Source organism: Dyadobacter sp. HNCC25DJ184 (assembly GCF_056895215.1).
This window is the reverse complement of sequence record NZ_JBXHAQ010000004.1, coordinates 179,128-193,180: the sequence shown is the minus strand read 5'-3', so window position 1 is coordinate 193,180 and position 14,053 is coordinate 179,128. Positions and strand designations below refer to the sequence as shown.

At 41.7% G+C, this 14,053-nt stretch carries 14 protein-coding genes; 13 read left to right on the top strand and 1 reads right to left on the bottom strand.

Annotated elements, in window-relative coordinates; all coding sequences use genetic code 11:
* The first annotated feature begins 64 nt into the window (after nt 1–64).
* The 12 genes from AC1XUD_RS07790 to ftsZ all read left to right on the top strand — a co-directional run bounded on the left by AC1XUD_RS07790 (nt 65) and on the right by ftsZ (nt 12,403).
* Nucleotides 65–694: an RNA polymerase sigma factor gene (locus tag AC1XUD_RS07790; protein ID WP_483360407.1), complete on the top strand. Its 630-nt coding sequence runs from the start codon at nt 65–67 to the stop codon at nt 692–694.
* 471 nt (nt 695–1,165) lie between these two features.
* The gene (locus AC1XUD_RS07785; RefSeq protein ID WP_483360406.1) at nt 1,166–1,354 is read left to right on the top strand and encodes a hypothetical protein; all 189 of its coding nucleotides are present in this window, start codon (nt 1,166–1,168) and stop codon (nt 1,352–1,354) included.
* A gap of 35 nt (nt 1,355–1,389) precedes the next feature.
* Nucleotides 1,390–2,217 carry a mechanosensitive ion channel family protein gene (locus AC1XUD_RS07780; RefSeq protein ID WP_483360405.1) on the top strand — a complete coding sequence of 276 codons (828 nt, stop codon included), beginning with the start codon at nt 1,390–1,392 and terminating at the stop codon, nt 2,215–2,217.
* A 29-nt stretch (nt 2,218–2,246) separates the two neighbouring features.
* Entirely contained in the window at nt 2,247–3,221 is a 975-nt protein-coding gene (locus AC1XUD_RS07775) for a DUF3078 domain-containing protein (protein ID WP_483360404.1), read from the top strand.
* Nucleotides 3,222–3,249: 28 nt separating this feature from the next.
* Nucleotides 3,250–3,573, top strand: a complete 324-nt coding sequence (gene mscL / locus AC1XUD_RS07770) for a large-conductance mechanosensitive channel protein MscL (protein WP_483360403.1) — start codon at nt 3,250–3,252, stop codon at nt 3,571–3,573.
* Nucleotides 3,574–3,723: 150 nt separating this feature from the next.
* Entirely contained in the window at nt 3,724–5,067 is a 1,344-nt protein-coding gene (gene murD / locus AC1XUD_RS07765) for a UDP-N-acetylmuramoyl-L-alanine--D-glutamate ligase (RefSeq protein ID WP_483360609.1), read from the top strand.
* Between the two features lie 20 nt (nt 5,068–5,087).
* Nucleotides 5,088–6,242 carry an FtsW/RodA/SpoVE family cell cycle protein gene (locus tag AC1XUD_RS07760; protein WP_483360402.1) on the top strand — a complete coding sequence of 385 codons (1,155 nt, stop codon included), beginning with the start codon at nt 5,088–5,090 and terminating at the stop codon, nt 6,240–6,242.
* A 6-nt stretch (nt 6,243–6,248) separates the two neighbouring features.
* A complete protein-coding gene (gene murG, locus AC1XUD_RS07755) occupies nt 6,249–7,349 on the top strand; it encodes an undecaprenyldiphospho-muramoylpentapeptide beta-N-acetylglucosaminyltransferase (RefSeq protein WP_483360401.1) in 1,101 nt (366 codons plus the stop codon).
* A gap of 27 nt (nt 7,350–7,376) precedes the next feature.
* Nucleotides 7,377–8,768, top strand: coding sequence for a UDP-N-acetylmuramate--L-alanine ligase (gene murC, locus AC1XUD_RS07750; RefSeq protein WP_483360400.1), 1,392 nt, complete (start codon nt 7,377–7,379; stop codon nt 8,766–8,768).
* A 25-nt stretch (nt 8,769–8,793) separates the two neighbouring features.
* Nucleotides 8,794–9,570, top strand: a complete 777-nt coding sequence (locus tag AC1XUD_RS07745; protein ID WP_483360399.1) for a cell division protein FtsQ/DivIB — start codon at nt 8,794–8,796, stop codon at nt 9,568–9,570.
* An 18-nt stretch (nt 9,571–9,588) separates the two neighbouring features.
* Complete coding sequence (gene ftsA, locus AC1XUD_RS07740; protein WP_483360398.1) at nt 9,589–10,947, top strand: cell division protein FtsA; 1,359 nt, start codon at nt 9,589–9,591, stop codon at nt 10,945–10,947.
* Between the two features lie 34 nt (nt 10,948–10,981).
* Complete coding sequence (ftsZ, locus tag AC1XUD_RS07735) at nt 10,982–12,403, top strand: cell division protein FtsZ (protein ID WP_483360397.1); 1,422 nt, start codon at nt 10,982–10,984, stop codon at nt 12,401–12,403.
* Nucleotides 12,404–12,433: 30 nt separating this feature from the next.
* Here the strand turns inward: ftsZ and AC1XUD_RS07730 are convergent, their stop codons facing one another.
* Complete coding sequence (locus AC1XUD_RS07730; protein ID WP_483360396.1) at nt 12,434–12,976, bottom strand: NADPH-dependent FMN reductase; 543 nt, start codon at nt 12,974–12,976, stop codon at nt 12,434–12,436.
* Between the two features lie 234 nt (nt 12,977–13,210).
* On the opposite strand from AC1XUD_RS07730, the gene accD reads away from it, so the two are divergent.
* Complete coding sequence (accD, locus tag AC1XUD_RS07725) at nt 13,211–14,053, top strand: acetyl-CoA carboxylase, carboxyltransferase subunit beta (protein WP_483360395.1); 843 nt, start codon at nt 13,211–13,213, stop codon at nt 14,051–14,053.

Sequence of the window (14,053 nt, the reverse complement as noted above, 5' to 3'; positions counted from 1 at the left end):
AGAACCCAATATTTTTGAATAATTTTATATTTTAAGATCGTTAAGATTACTTTTTGGAAATAACATGGTCAAAACTTCAACAACTGATTCTTTCAAACGGTTTACGGATGAAGAGCTTGTAAAACTCTTCGTCGAAACTCAGGAGAATAAGTATTTTGAAAAGCTATATGAAAGATACTCAACGAAAGTCTATCATAAATGCATTTCTTTTGTGAAGGATAATTCAAAGGCCGAGGATCTCACACACGACATATTCCTTAAGCTTATTTTTAAGTTGGGGACTTTCAAAGAAGACGCCAAATTCTCGACGTGGCTCTATAGCATAACGTACAACCATTGTATGGATCAGCTGAGAACCAATAAAAAACGGGGCGAAATCGTAATGGAGGAGATGGCTGAAGTGTCTGATGATGTCGACCTGAACAATTTGTTCGATGGGGAGGATCTGGAGACGAAAAATTTGAAAACAGCCCTCGATCAATTAAGCGTTGATGAAAAAGGGGTGCTATTTATGAAGTATATGGACGACCTGAGTATCAGAGAGATTGCTACAATCTTTGATATCACAGAGAGTGCTGTGAAAATGAGGTTGTTGAGGGCAAGAGAAAAGCTTAGAAAGAGATATCTGGAAACAATTATTTTCCTTGGTATATTGGCTATCAAGATGATAGCACTCATCAGCAGAGTAATTTAAACACGCTATGGATCAAGGAAATTCGATTTTAGATCAATTAAGACCGGATGACGAGTTGCCTGAGTATTTAAGGAGCGAGATTGTTTCTGAGATTGACACATTGAGAAGTTCAATTGTCGTTGTCAATCATTTTACGAAGCATCTTATAGACTCCTTGACCACCTGCATATCTCTTGCACATTACAACTGAGCCCTGAAAAGGCCGGCGCGAGGATACATATACACACGATGGAAAGAAATCTGAAAATTTCAGGCTCTCTGAAAATAGTAGTAAACCCACTTGTCGGCTATATTACAGGCATTACCCAAACAATTATTTTCTATACATTAGGTTTTCTAATGAGTAGCCTTATGGTGAAAAATGTGAAATTTTTGCGTCACATTTTAGAGCCGGACTTAAATTCGGCCCCGTGGAAGAGAATCTGAATCAGTCAGGAGTCCGCAGGCACTTCCAACTTTAATTGTATCGCTATGGAAGCACGAGATTCAAGTTTTAAGTCTTTGGAGCTGGATGATGAAATTCCGGCAGGTCTCAAAGATGCCGTTATTTCGGAGATTGATACATTAAGAGAGTCAATTATTCTCATTAATCATTTTACTCAGAATTACCTTAAATCGCTATCCGCCTGTTTTAGATTGTTACAACAGGACGGAGACTAGTGTTCATCCAAACTACTAAACTACCTATAACACACATGAATAAATTTCCCAATATTTCAGATATTCTGAGGAATACGTTCAATTCACTTGTTACGCAATTTGTGGACTTTGTTCCGAGACTGATAGCATGCCTGGTAATTCTGGTTATCGGCTATCTTGTAGCCAGAACCGTGAAACTCATCATATCAAAAGTGCTTGAGAAGATCGGGTTTGATCGTATTGGAGACAAATTGAATGAAATCGGAGTGATCAAGCAACTCCAGACAGAGATAAAATTAAGCGAAATTGTAGCCAAAGTTTTGTACTATTATATCCTGCTTATCTTTCTGACGTTTGCGACAGAAACATTGGGAATTGCAACGATCACCAATATGGTGCTTTCACTCGTTAACTTTATTCCTAAGGTTATAGCAGGTGCGATCATGCTGCAGATTGGTATAATGCTGGCAGATGCGATTAAAAATGCTGTGATCGCCATTTGTAAGTCTTTTAATATCGGTGCGGCCAAGTTGATAGGAAATATTGTGTTTTTTTTCTTTCTGACCATTACTTTGATCACTTCGCTTGGTCAAATTGGTATCGAGACCGCGCTTTTGGAGTCCAGTTTTATTCTCATCATCGGTGGAGTCATTGGAGCTTTCGCCCTTGGTTATGGAATCGCGTCGAAGGACGTGCTTGCCAATATTATATCGTCTTTTTACAGTCGCGCAAATTATAGTGTTGGGCAGCGAATCAAAATTGGAGAAGTTGAAGGTGTGATTACTAAGATTGATCAGACTACCGTCACTTTGGTAAATGAGAAAACGACAACCATAGTCCCGCTGCAACATTTTCAGACAGCGCAGGTTGAAATTTTTAATTAATACTATTTTTTAACGTTGCACGTGCATCTATGAAATCATTCTCGGCAAAACATCTACTTACCATCGTTATCCTTTTCACATCGAATTTTTCTGGCTGGGCTCAAACGGTGGATTTCTCCAACAGCGTCAATGCATCAAAGCTGAAAATTGATAAAGACAGCACCTTCAGGAAAATTGAAGGTGGCATCAATTTGAATCAAGGCTCTTTCAGTTCCAACTGGACGGGTGGTGGAGTCAATTCAGTAGCTTTGGGTCTGTTATTTAATGCCCTAACGCTGGATAAAAAAGGTAGAAATTCTTGGCGTAATGATTTTCAATCGCAATACGGTTTTGTTAAAAACAAGGATCAGCAAAGCCGAAAAAACGTGGACAGGCTGTTCTTTGACACGAAATATAATCGTGAGCTTACAAAGGTATGGAGCCTTTTTGGAGGGCTCAACTTGCAGTCTCAATTTGCAAATGGCTATGAATATAGCTCAGATCCGGATTCCGTAAATGTCAGAAATCATGTTTCCTCGTTTTTCTCTCCTGCGTATCTTACCGAAGCGATCGGGGTGGAATATCAGCCGGTGTCTTACTTTTTCGTTGATTTCGCTCCGGCAGCGTTACGTCAAACGATAGTTATGGACAGAAATCTTTACAAGACCTTCCCTGGAAACTATGGAGTAGTGCAAGGTAAAAGGGTTAGAAGTGAAGTGGGTATAATTCAACTGGTGGCGAATTTTAACAAGGATATAGCAAAAGATATTAATTTTAAATGGAGATATCTTATGTATTCATCATTTCAAAAGTCAGGGATTTTTGACGAAGATGGCACTTTGATATCACGCGATGGTCCACGCAAATTTAACGCCGATCACAGGCTGGATGCACAGATCACTGCGAAAATCGCCAAATACTTTAACGTTAACCTGACTGCCATTGTATTATATGATAAAGACCAGGTGGATAAAGTACAGTTTGCTCAGGGATTGTCGGTAGGATTTTTATATCAGTTTAAATAAACTCTTCAGTTACCTAAATAAATCGAATATGCTCAAGGAATTTAAGACTTTCATTGCCCAGGGTAATGTTTTGGATCTGGCCGTCGGTGTTGTAATAGGCGCAGCTTTCGGTAAAATAACAACTTCTCTTGTAGAAGATATCATTAATCCGATTCTTGGTCTCGTTATTGGCGGTGTGGACTTCACACAACTAAAAATAGTATTAAAAGAAGCTGTTGGAGAAACTCCTGAGGTTGCCATTAAATACGGTAATTTTATTCAAACCTCACTCCAGTTTGTTATTATTGCCTGGGTAATATTTTTGGTGGTAAAGGCTGCAAACAAGCTAAGATTGACCACGCCCAAGGAATAGAATACTAATCAGAAACTATATGAAGCTAAAAAAAGACATGGAAACATGTCTTTTTTTGTACAAAATAATTTTTCGACAGCATCCTCAATAACTCCCTCGAAAAACTTTTACCTTCGTACCTTATCCTTTCGTTGAAACTGAAATCTTTTAATTGTGCATAAAAAGGTTGTAATACTAGGTGGTGGTGAGAGCGGGGCAGGCGCAGCGATACTTGCGAAAAAGAAAAATTATGACGTGTTTTTGTCGGATCAGAATTTGATTCCGACAAAATATAAGGCTCTGCTGGAAGAAGAGAATATTGAATTTGAAGAAGGGAAACATTCCGAGGAGCGCATTTTTTCGGCTGATATAATCGTTAAAAGCCCGGGTATACCAGATAAAGCGCCGCTGGTGGCAGCCTTGTATGAAAAAGGTGTTCAGGTGATATCCGAGATAGAATTCGGATCGTGGTTTACGGATGCAAAAATAATAGGAATAACAGGGAGTAACGGAAAGACAACAACAACTCTTTTAACGTATCATATTCTTAAAAACGCTGGCTTGAGTGTTGGTTTGGCTGGCAATATTGGCGACAGCTTTGCCCTTCAGGTAGCTACTAAAAGTTTCGATTATTACGTGTTGGAAATCAGTAGCTTCCAACTAGATAATATTATCAGATTTAAGCCGGATATATCTGTAATACTCAACATTACTCCAGATCATCTGGATCGCTATAAATATTCGTTTCAAAATTATATTGATTCAAAATTCAATATTCTCAGAAATCAGAGTATATCTGATGATTTTATATATTTTGCCGACAGTGAGGTGATCGAGAAGGAGTTGTCTGTACGAAATCCGGAGGTAAACAAGTTGGGTATTTCTCTGAAAAACAAATTGTCAGAAGGGGGATATTACACTGAGGGCAAATTGATAACTAATGTAAAAGGCAGCCACTTTTCGCAAGCTTTTGACGAGCTTCCCATAAAGGGCCCGCATAATGCGGTTAATTCGTTGGCCGCTATTCTGGTTGCTCGAAGAGTAGGTATTGCGGAGGATTTGATAAAAGCTGGATTACGGAGTTTTGTAAACGCCGCCCATCGTCTGGAGCAGGTGGCAATTATTGACGAGGTTACATATGTGAATGATTCCAAGGCAACAAATGTAGACTCCGTTTTCTATGCACTGGGTAGCTTCGAAAAGCCAATCATTCTTATTGCCGGCGGAGTTGACAAAGGGAATGATTATAGTCAGATAGAAGAATTAGTCCGTCAAAAAGTGAAGGGCCTTATCATCCTCACTCCGGATTCGGAAAAGCTGAATACCTATTTCAAGGACATCGTAAGCCAGATTTTCACCACACAGGATATCGTAGAGGCTGTGAAGAAGGGGCAGGAATGGGCGAGCCCGGGAGATATTGTTTTGCTCTCTCCAGCATGCGCAAGCTTCGATCTCTTTAAGAACTATGAAGACCGGGGCGAAAAATTCAAGGAGGCTGTCAGAAGCCTGACTTAAATCAGTACATGTTATAATCAATGGAAATCTTGCAAGAACTGAAAGAGGAAACACAGGCATGGTTTTCCAATAATTTAAAGGGAGACCGCTGGATATGGTTTATATGCATTGTGATGCTTCTGTGGAGCATCGTCGTGGTGTATAGCGCGAGTGTCAAAGATGCATATGCTCAGAAGGAAGGCAACACGGAGTATTACCTCTATAAGCACACATTGTTGTGCTTTCTTTCGCTGGTGACGATGTATTTTATCCATAAGATACCTTATATAAAATTTGTATATGTTACCCGCCTTGCGGTGTGGAGTTCAATTGCACTGCTCATTTTTACCCAATTTTTCGGAACGGCGGTTAATGACGCTTCGCGGTGGATTGAAATACCTGTCATAGGCCAGAGATTTCAGCCGTCCGAGTGGGCCAAAGTGGCCTTAGTTTCTCATTTATCTTTGATTTTGGCGAGGCATATCAAAGGGGGCTGGAATACGCGGGAGCTATTTATGGAGCCGCTGGCACTCGTTGGTGTAGTTTGTGGCTTGATCTTTACCAGTAACGTGTCAACCGCCATGATGCTGGCAGGTGTGTGTTTTGTTTTGATGTATGTAGGTAAAGTACCCATTCATTATCTGCTCTTTACAGGACTGGGGCTCGTGTTTTTTGCCACAGTTGCCATTTTACTTAACTCAACACAACGGTCGGGAACGGCGCAAAGCAGAATATCGACCTTTTTTGATAAGGACGTGGTTGTTTACCAGTCCCAACAATCATATATGGCCATGGCCCGAGGCGGGATATATGGCGAGGGTGTAGCCAAAAGCCGCCAGCGTCGATTTCTCCCGGAACCTCAAAAGGATTTTATTTTCGCTGTGGCGGTTGAAGAATATGGCACGATTGGAGGCGTAATCCTGATTGTATTTTACCTCATTATATTATTCCGCGGCCTCAAAGCCATTGAGGTTACCAAACGACCCTTTGGCGGGCTTTTGTCGGCCGGGCTAACTTTTACTATAGTCGCCCAAGCCTTTTCCGCCATGGCAGTAACAGTGGGTCTGGTACCTGTAACGGGTCAGACGCTGCCGTTTTTTAGCCAGGGAGGGACTTCTCTGATTTTTACCGGTATTGCCATGGGGATGATACTAAGCGTGAGCAGAGGAGAGAATATTGAAGAAAAGAGAATTTAACGTTATATGCCGAAAAAGGTAATCATCAGCGGCGGTGGTACGGGCGGTCACATATACCCGGCTGTTGCCATTGCCAACGCATTGAAGGAATTGGAACCAACCATTGAAATTCTCTTTGTGGGAGCGTTGGGGAAAATGGAAATGGAAAAAGTGCCAAAAGCGGGCTATTCAATCGTCGGTCTCCCGATCGTCGGAATTAAAAGAGAGTTGTCACTTGATAATCTCGCTTTTCCTGTTAAATTGGTAAAAAGTCTGTTTAAGGCAAAGTCGGTCATCAGGGACTTTGATCCAGATATAGCCATTGGGGTGGGAGGATTTGCCAGTGGACCGGTATTGATGGTAGCCTCGTTATTAGGCATACCAACTTTGATTCAGGAGCAAAACTCTTATGCGGGAATTACCAACAAATTGTTGGCAAAAAGGGCAAAGAAAATATGCGTAGCCTATCCAGGAATGGAAATCTTTTTCCCAAAGGAGAAAATTAAATTTTTGGGAAATCCTGTAAGGAACGATATACTTGATATTGTGTCCAAACGGGATGAAGCGATCTCACATTTTGGCTTGATTCCCGGAAAGAAAACCATTTTCGTAATGGGCGGCAGCCTTGGTGCACGGTCGGTTAATCAAAGTATCTTGAAAGGGCTTTCGGCATTTGCAAACGCAGGGTGCCAGGTATTATGGCAGACAGGAAAGGGCTTTATCGATACTGCTGTTTCTGAAATAAAGAACAGGAATTTAGTAGACTCTGTAAAAGCATATGAGTTTATATACGAAATGGACCTTGCTTATGCAGCCTCTGATATTGTGATCTCACGCGCAGGAGCATTGTCGGTGTCGGAAATTTGCCTTGTGGCAAAGCCGGCGATACTGGTTCCTTTTCCCGCTGCTTCAGAAGATCATCAAACCAAAAATGCACTGAGTTTGGTGGACAAAGGTGCGGCGATATTGGTAAAAGATGCAGATACAGACCAGAAACTGGTTTCGGAAGCAATAGACTTACTTAACGATACAAGCAAGCAAATTGAGTTGATTAAAAATGTAAAACCTCTGGCACGACCAACAGCCGCCAAAGACATTGCCAGAGAAATTCTTCAATTAATCAGCTAACAGAGCTCAGAAATACCCATGATAGCAATGACGCAATACAAGTTTATATATTTTGTCGGAATAGGTGGAATTGGCATGAGTGCATTGGCACGATGGTTTAAGGCCAATAATTTTGAGGTTGCAGGGTATGATAAAACAGAAACGACGCTGGTAAAATCATTACAAGGTGAGGGAATTGAAGTGACATTGGAAGACGATATCAATACCATTCCAGAAAGCTTTAAGGGAGATCCTTCTCAGACCCTGGTGGTATATACTCCTGCAGTGCCAGTACAGCACCAGCAAATGTTGTATTTCAGAGAGCATAATTTTTTGATTTTAAAGCGATCGCAGGTATTGGGTATGCTTACTCAGAACCTGAGGACTGTTGGAGTAGCCGGAACTCATGGAAAGACTACAACATCGTCGATGGTGGCGCATATTCTCAAATCAGCGGGTGTAAACAGTACAGCTTTTCTGGGAGGGATTACTCAAAACTACGGCACCAATCTTTTGCTGAATACCGCGACGGAGAAATTAGAGGAGGTTGTTTGTGTGGTGGAGGCCGATGAATATGACAGGTCATTTCTGACTTTATTTCCGGAGATAGCTATCGTAACGTCCACTGATGCAGATCATTTGGATATATATGGGAAGCATGAGGCCGTTTTAGATTCATTCCGAGAATATGTATCACAGATTGATGAAAACGGACTTCTAGTTATGCATGAAGGCTTGGAAATAGCCGATGCCTCGAAAGCGAAAGTGGTGACTTATTCATTGGATAAAGGTGATTTTTACGCCTCCAATATCCATATAGTCAATGCGCGATTTGTGTTTGATTTGGAATACCCTGAGGGAGTTATCAAGGAAATCGCCATGAAAATTCCGGGATATCATAATATCGAAAATGCGATTGCCGCTGCGGCAGTGGCTTTAAGACTGGAAGTGGAGCCAAATGAAATAAAAAAGGCATTGGAAAGTTATAGAGGGGTGAAAAGAAGGTTTGAATATCATGTTGAGAATGAAAAGCATATCTATATAGATGATTATGCTCATCATCCGACAGAAATTGAAGCTTTTCTGAAATCAGTGAAATCTCTTTACCCCGGAAGGAAAGTGACGGCGGTTTTTCAACCTCACCTTTTTTCAAGGACTAAGGATTTTGCCGATGATTTTTCAAAAAGTTTGTCACTGGCCGACGCTTTGATTTTGCTTGATATATATCCGGCAAGAGAGTTGCCAATTCCCGGAGTTACGTCGCAAATTCTTTTGGACAATGTTACTTTGGAAAACAAAAGCATTGTAGCCAAGGAAAATTTACTGAGTACTATTGCCGAACAGGAAGTGGATGTATTGGTTACAATAGGAGCGGGAGACATTGATACATTCGTTGCTCCGATTCAGAGGTTTTTAGAGAACCGAAAGCTAATTAATTAGCAACAGCACTTTTAATATTACTCAGATGTTACGTAAATTTGACTATTCATGGCATTTTCTGAAGAAGAGTTTATGGGTAATTCTGCCCATAGGACTAATCGGAATGACTGAGAATCGTTTGAGTAACCAGCGTTGCAACAATCTGGTAATTAATATTGAAGGCGATTCGGGCAGGCACTTTCTAAACAGAAAGGATATATTAAAACTTGCCACCGAAAATGGAGGAGCTCCCGTAGCTGGCAGCAGGTTAAAGGAAGTCGATCTGGCTGATATTGAATCGAGGATAGAACGAAACAAGTTAATAAGAAACTGCCAGGTATATCGTGATCTGAAAGGGAATTTGGTTGTGAATGTTGAACAGGAAACACCGCTAGCCCGGTGGATCAATACGTCGACAAACGGAGAGTGGAGGAATACTTCAGGCAGATATATTAACGAAGAAGGATCATTTTTTCCACTATCGGAAAACTATTCGCCGCGGGTACTTTTAGTGACAGGAAGTTATTTTGTCAGCAAAAAGAATTTAAGATCACAAAAAGATACCGAATTACTTGATTTGATTCGTTTTTTAAATCAGGATGAATTCTGGAAGGCGCAGGTTGCCGAACTGGAAGTGGACAAAAATAGAGAAGTCAGTCTTTGGACGGTCGTCGGAAATCAAAAGGTCGAGTTTGGCACTGCCGAAAACTACCAACAGAAATTTGATAAACTCCGGTTGTTTTATGACAAAGTACTTTCTCAGGACTGGGGAAGGTATTCAAGAATAAGTGTAAAGTTTCAAGATCAAATAGTTTGTGAATAGTGGTAATTTACCAATAGCATGGCACACGAAAAAATTGTAGTAGGAGTAGATATTGGTAGTAAGAAAATTGCAGTGATCGCTGCACAAGGCTCCTCTTCCGGGTCGCGATATAACAATATAGAGATATTAGGATTTAGTGAAGTGCCGGTTCCAAATGGGGCCGTCGTCAATGGATCCGTTGAAAATATTAAACAAGTGGGAACGGCGGTGAGGGATGCATTGCAGGAAGTAATTCGCCTTTCAGATCTTGAAATAGGGATTGTTAACGTCAGTTTCAGTGGCTCTCATGTTAAGGTCAGTGCTCAAAGTGATGGCGTTCTCAGACCTTTTGGTTCAACAGGAGAGGAGGTAACACAGGGTGATGTGGACCAGTTGGTTGACGATATGTATCGTGCCAAAACTGAACCAAACTTTGACGTTCTGCATGTACTGCCAATGGATTTTGTGGTAGACAATTCAAAAGGAGTACGGGAGCCGGTTGGAAGAACGGGCATTAAGCTTGGTGCTAATTTTTTAATTGTATCGGCCAATAATCAGTCTATTCAGCGCACGCGAAAAAGTTTATTGGACGCAGACAGCAAGTTGAAGTGCGATAAGATGGTCTATGCGCCTCTTGCAACCGGACTTGCAGTTCTGGAAGAAAATGAAATGAAGGCCGGTATAGCTCTGGTAGATATTGGAGATCACACTACTGATTTGATTATTTATCAGGATAAAATCGTAAGACATATTGCCTCCTTTCCAATCGGTGGAAGGCATATTACCAATGATCTCGCGCTTGGTTGTGGTATTCAGCCCGACAATGCCGAACAATTGAAGAAGACTTTTGGCTCCGCCCTTTCGGAGGATGTACCCCTTAATATAGAAATTTTAGTTAACTTTCTAGCAGGCCGGCCGCCAAAGCAGGTTCTGAAAAAGAACGTTGCTTTGATCATCGAAGAAAGATTAAAAGAAATTGCGGCCATGGTGCTCGCCGAAATTCAGAGTTCCGGATACGAAGATCAGCTAATTGGAGGTATGGTTCTGACAGGCGGTTCAGCTAATATTCCTGACATAGAAGTTTTATTCGAAAGAGTGTCCAACTTATCTGTCAGAGTAGGTTTGCCGGAAAATCTGGCGCATACAGCGAAAGCCGATGCAGTCAGTAACTCATCATTTGCTACAGCAGTTGGATTAGCATGGATGGGATTGAAGGAGATCGATTCCAGAGTGAAATCGGTTTGTAAACCATCACTGAATGAAATGGGCTTACGACAGCCTGCGCCGGTAGAGCCTCGGAAAAAGGAAGAGAAAGTGCAGGAAGAGGTAAAGAAAGGTGGACGTTTCTTCTGGGACAATCTCTTAGGGAAAAAGGACGAGAACACGGACGAGTACTAGAATAATATAAGTGATTCAACAACACCCCGTTATTATGAATAGCAATTTATTACACGCATTAAGCCAGGACTACATCGTGAACGAAATCGTAAAGGAGTCGCAGGGATTGAGCCATGCAGAACCAGCAATTATCAAGGTAATTGGTGTCGGTGGTGGAGGTAGCAATGCGGTTAATTACATGTTTGAGAAGAAAATCAAAGATGTAGAGTTTGCTGTGTGTAATACCGATCGTCAGGCGCTGGCTAATAGTCCGGTTCCGGTTAAAATTCAATTGGGAGCAACACTTACCCAAGGTCTTGGAGCTGGAACAGACGCATCGAAGGGCAAGGAAGCGGCTTTAGAGACTATTGAAGAAATAAAGAATCTGTTGGGTGGATCTACGCAAATGGTATTCATCACGGCAGGTATGGGAGGTGGAACAGGGACGGGTGCTGCACCTGTAATTGCTCAGCTTGCCAAGGAAATGGGCAAATTGACGGTTGCTGTTGTTACCGCACCATATACATGGGAAGGGCTTGACAAGAAAGAACAAGCACTTGAAGGCATCGAGCAACTTAAGGAATATAGCGATACAGTTCTCGTGGTTTTAAACGACAAACTGGAAGAATTGTACGAAGATATGACACTCACTCAGGCTTTTGCCGAGGCAGATGGCATACTTCTCAACGCGGTAAAAAGTATATCTGAAATCATTACGACCAGCGGTAATATCAATACCGATTTCAAGGATGTTGAAAAAGTACTGAAAAAGGCTGGTCAGTCTGTAATGGGAACTGCCGAATCGGTTGGTCAGGACAGAGCAAAAATAGCAATTCAGGAAGCATTGGATTCTCCGTTGCTGAACGACAGAGATATTAAAGGTGCCAAACGTATTTTAGTAACTTTGGCTACGAGCAAGAAAAGCGAAGCTACCATGAAGGAGCAACGCGAAATCTGGAGATATGTTCTTTCGCAAGTTGGCGGAGAGGCCCGCATGTTTAAACTGGGTACGATCACTGACGACTCGCTTGGTGATAAACTACGGGTAACGATTGTGGCAGCCGGATTTGATAGCGTGGAATCGCCTATACCAGGAATGACGATCAAGCCACCTGTCGGCGTGGTCGTTACGGAATTCAGCGAACCAGAGGTGGAGTACGCTCCTGAAAGCGAAGAGAAATTCCATGACGATCTTGTTTTGGCAGCTGAGGAATCTACGCTGACAAGTGTTGTTGATATAGAGGATCTTCATACCGCCATTCACTCACCCATCAATATATCTTATCTGACGCCGGAATTTGAGGATCATCTCGTTGATGAAGAAAGATATCGAATAGATGATATGATCAAATCGTTCAGAGAGAATCTGGTGAAATTTGCAGACCTGGAAGGGCCGGCATACAAACGCAGCAGAGTTGATTTGTATAAAAAGCCGACAATACCGGCCAGCGAAATGGAACAACATTGGTTGAAATAAACGAAAGGGAGCTCAGGCTCCTTTTTCGTTTTAGAAATTAATGAGTTGTTGCGCCTGCATTTCAATCAATTCCTGATATAACGAATTGGTAATGGCGCCATCCTTGAAGTGGGAACGGATATGCGCGAGTTTTACACGCAATGCAAGCGTATTCATTCCCAGATAGCTGAAGACATCGTTTAAATGGCTCAGCGCCACGGCTGCTCCCTGCATATTAGATGAGAGCCCGACCAATGCCGCTTTTTTATTATTGAAACTGTTGGGATAAGGCAGGCCATCAATGAAGGCCTTAAGTACACCGGGATAGGACCCGTTATACTCGGGCACGATAAAAATGAAACGCTCAGCCTGATCCAGAAAAGATCGCAGTGCATTAAAACCCTCGTTTTTGCCGCTATTTTCGTACAAGGCGGTAGACGTAAAGTCTTTTGGAAGATTTACCAGGTCGACAATCAGACTTTCTGCATTGTTTTGGGTAAGAATTTTCTGATAATATGCTGCCACTTGCGCAGACATGGAATTAGTACGATTGGTTCCTACTATTATTATGATCGGAGTATGGACGCTGCTCATTATGGATTTTAAATTCAATGAATTGCCGTATAATGTTATCGGCTGTCAGGATTATGTAAGATTAACAATTTTATCATTGAATTGTTCTGAGCCCGGATTCATTTATCGGTATTCCGCCATGAGCCTTTGACTATACAAAACAATTATTGCTATCTTTGACCCCTAAATTTATCTCGAAAGTATCATAAAGTTTTGGTGTTTAGAACTTTATTAATGTCATAATCAACAATAAGTATGTCTTGGTTTATTCGAAAAGAAAAAGGTATTAGTACACCGACGGAAATGAAGCGGGAGGCTCCGGACGGGTTATGGTATCAATGCCCCAATTGTAAAAAGATCACTCCAACCAGAGAGCATAAGCAAAATGCATATACTTGTCCTCATTGCGAGTATCACGAAAAAGTTGGGTCAAGCATCTATTTTGAGTTACTTTTCGATGACAACAGATTTGTTGAGCTGGATGCAAATCTGATATCAGGAGACCCTCTAGGTTTTGTGGATACCAAAGCATATTCAGACAGGATCAAGGCGACGATGAAGAAAACCGGGTTGAAAGATGCGGTGAGAACAGGGCACGGAGAGATGAACGGTATCAAAATCGTAATCGCATGTATGGATTTTAATTTCATCGGTGGTTCGATGGGATCTGTCGTAGGAGAGAAGATCGCGCGAGCTATCAGTTATTCGTTAGACCATAAGTTGCCGTTTTTAATGATATCGAAATCGGGCGGAGCCAGAATGATGGAAGCCGGGTTTTCATTAATGCAAATGGCGAAGACCTCAGCTAGGCTTGCACAGCTTTCCGAAGCGAAACTACCTTATATATCATTACTTACCGATCCAACCACTGGTGGCGTTACTGCCTCTTACGCGATGTTGGGCGATTTTAACATATCTGAACCAGGAGCTTTAATTGGATTTGCCGGTCCGCGCGTTATTCGTGAAACAATAGGTAAAGATTTGCCAAAAGGATTTCAAAGTGCGGAATTCGTTCTGGAACATGGTTTCCTTGATTTTATAGTCGACCGAAAAGATCTGAAAGACAAGCTAACCAGTTTGTTAAATATGCTCAGTTAA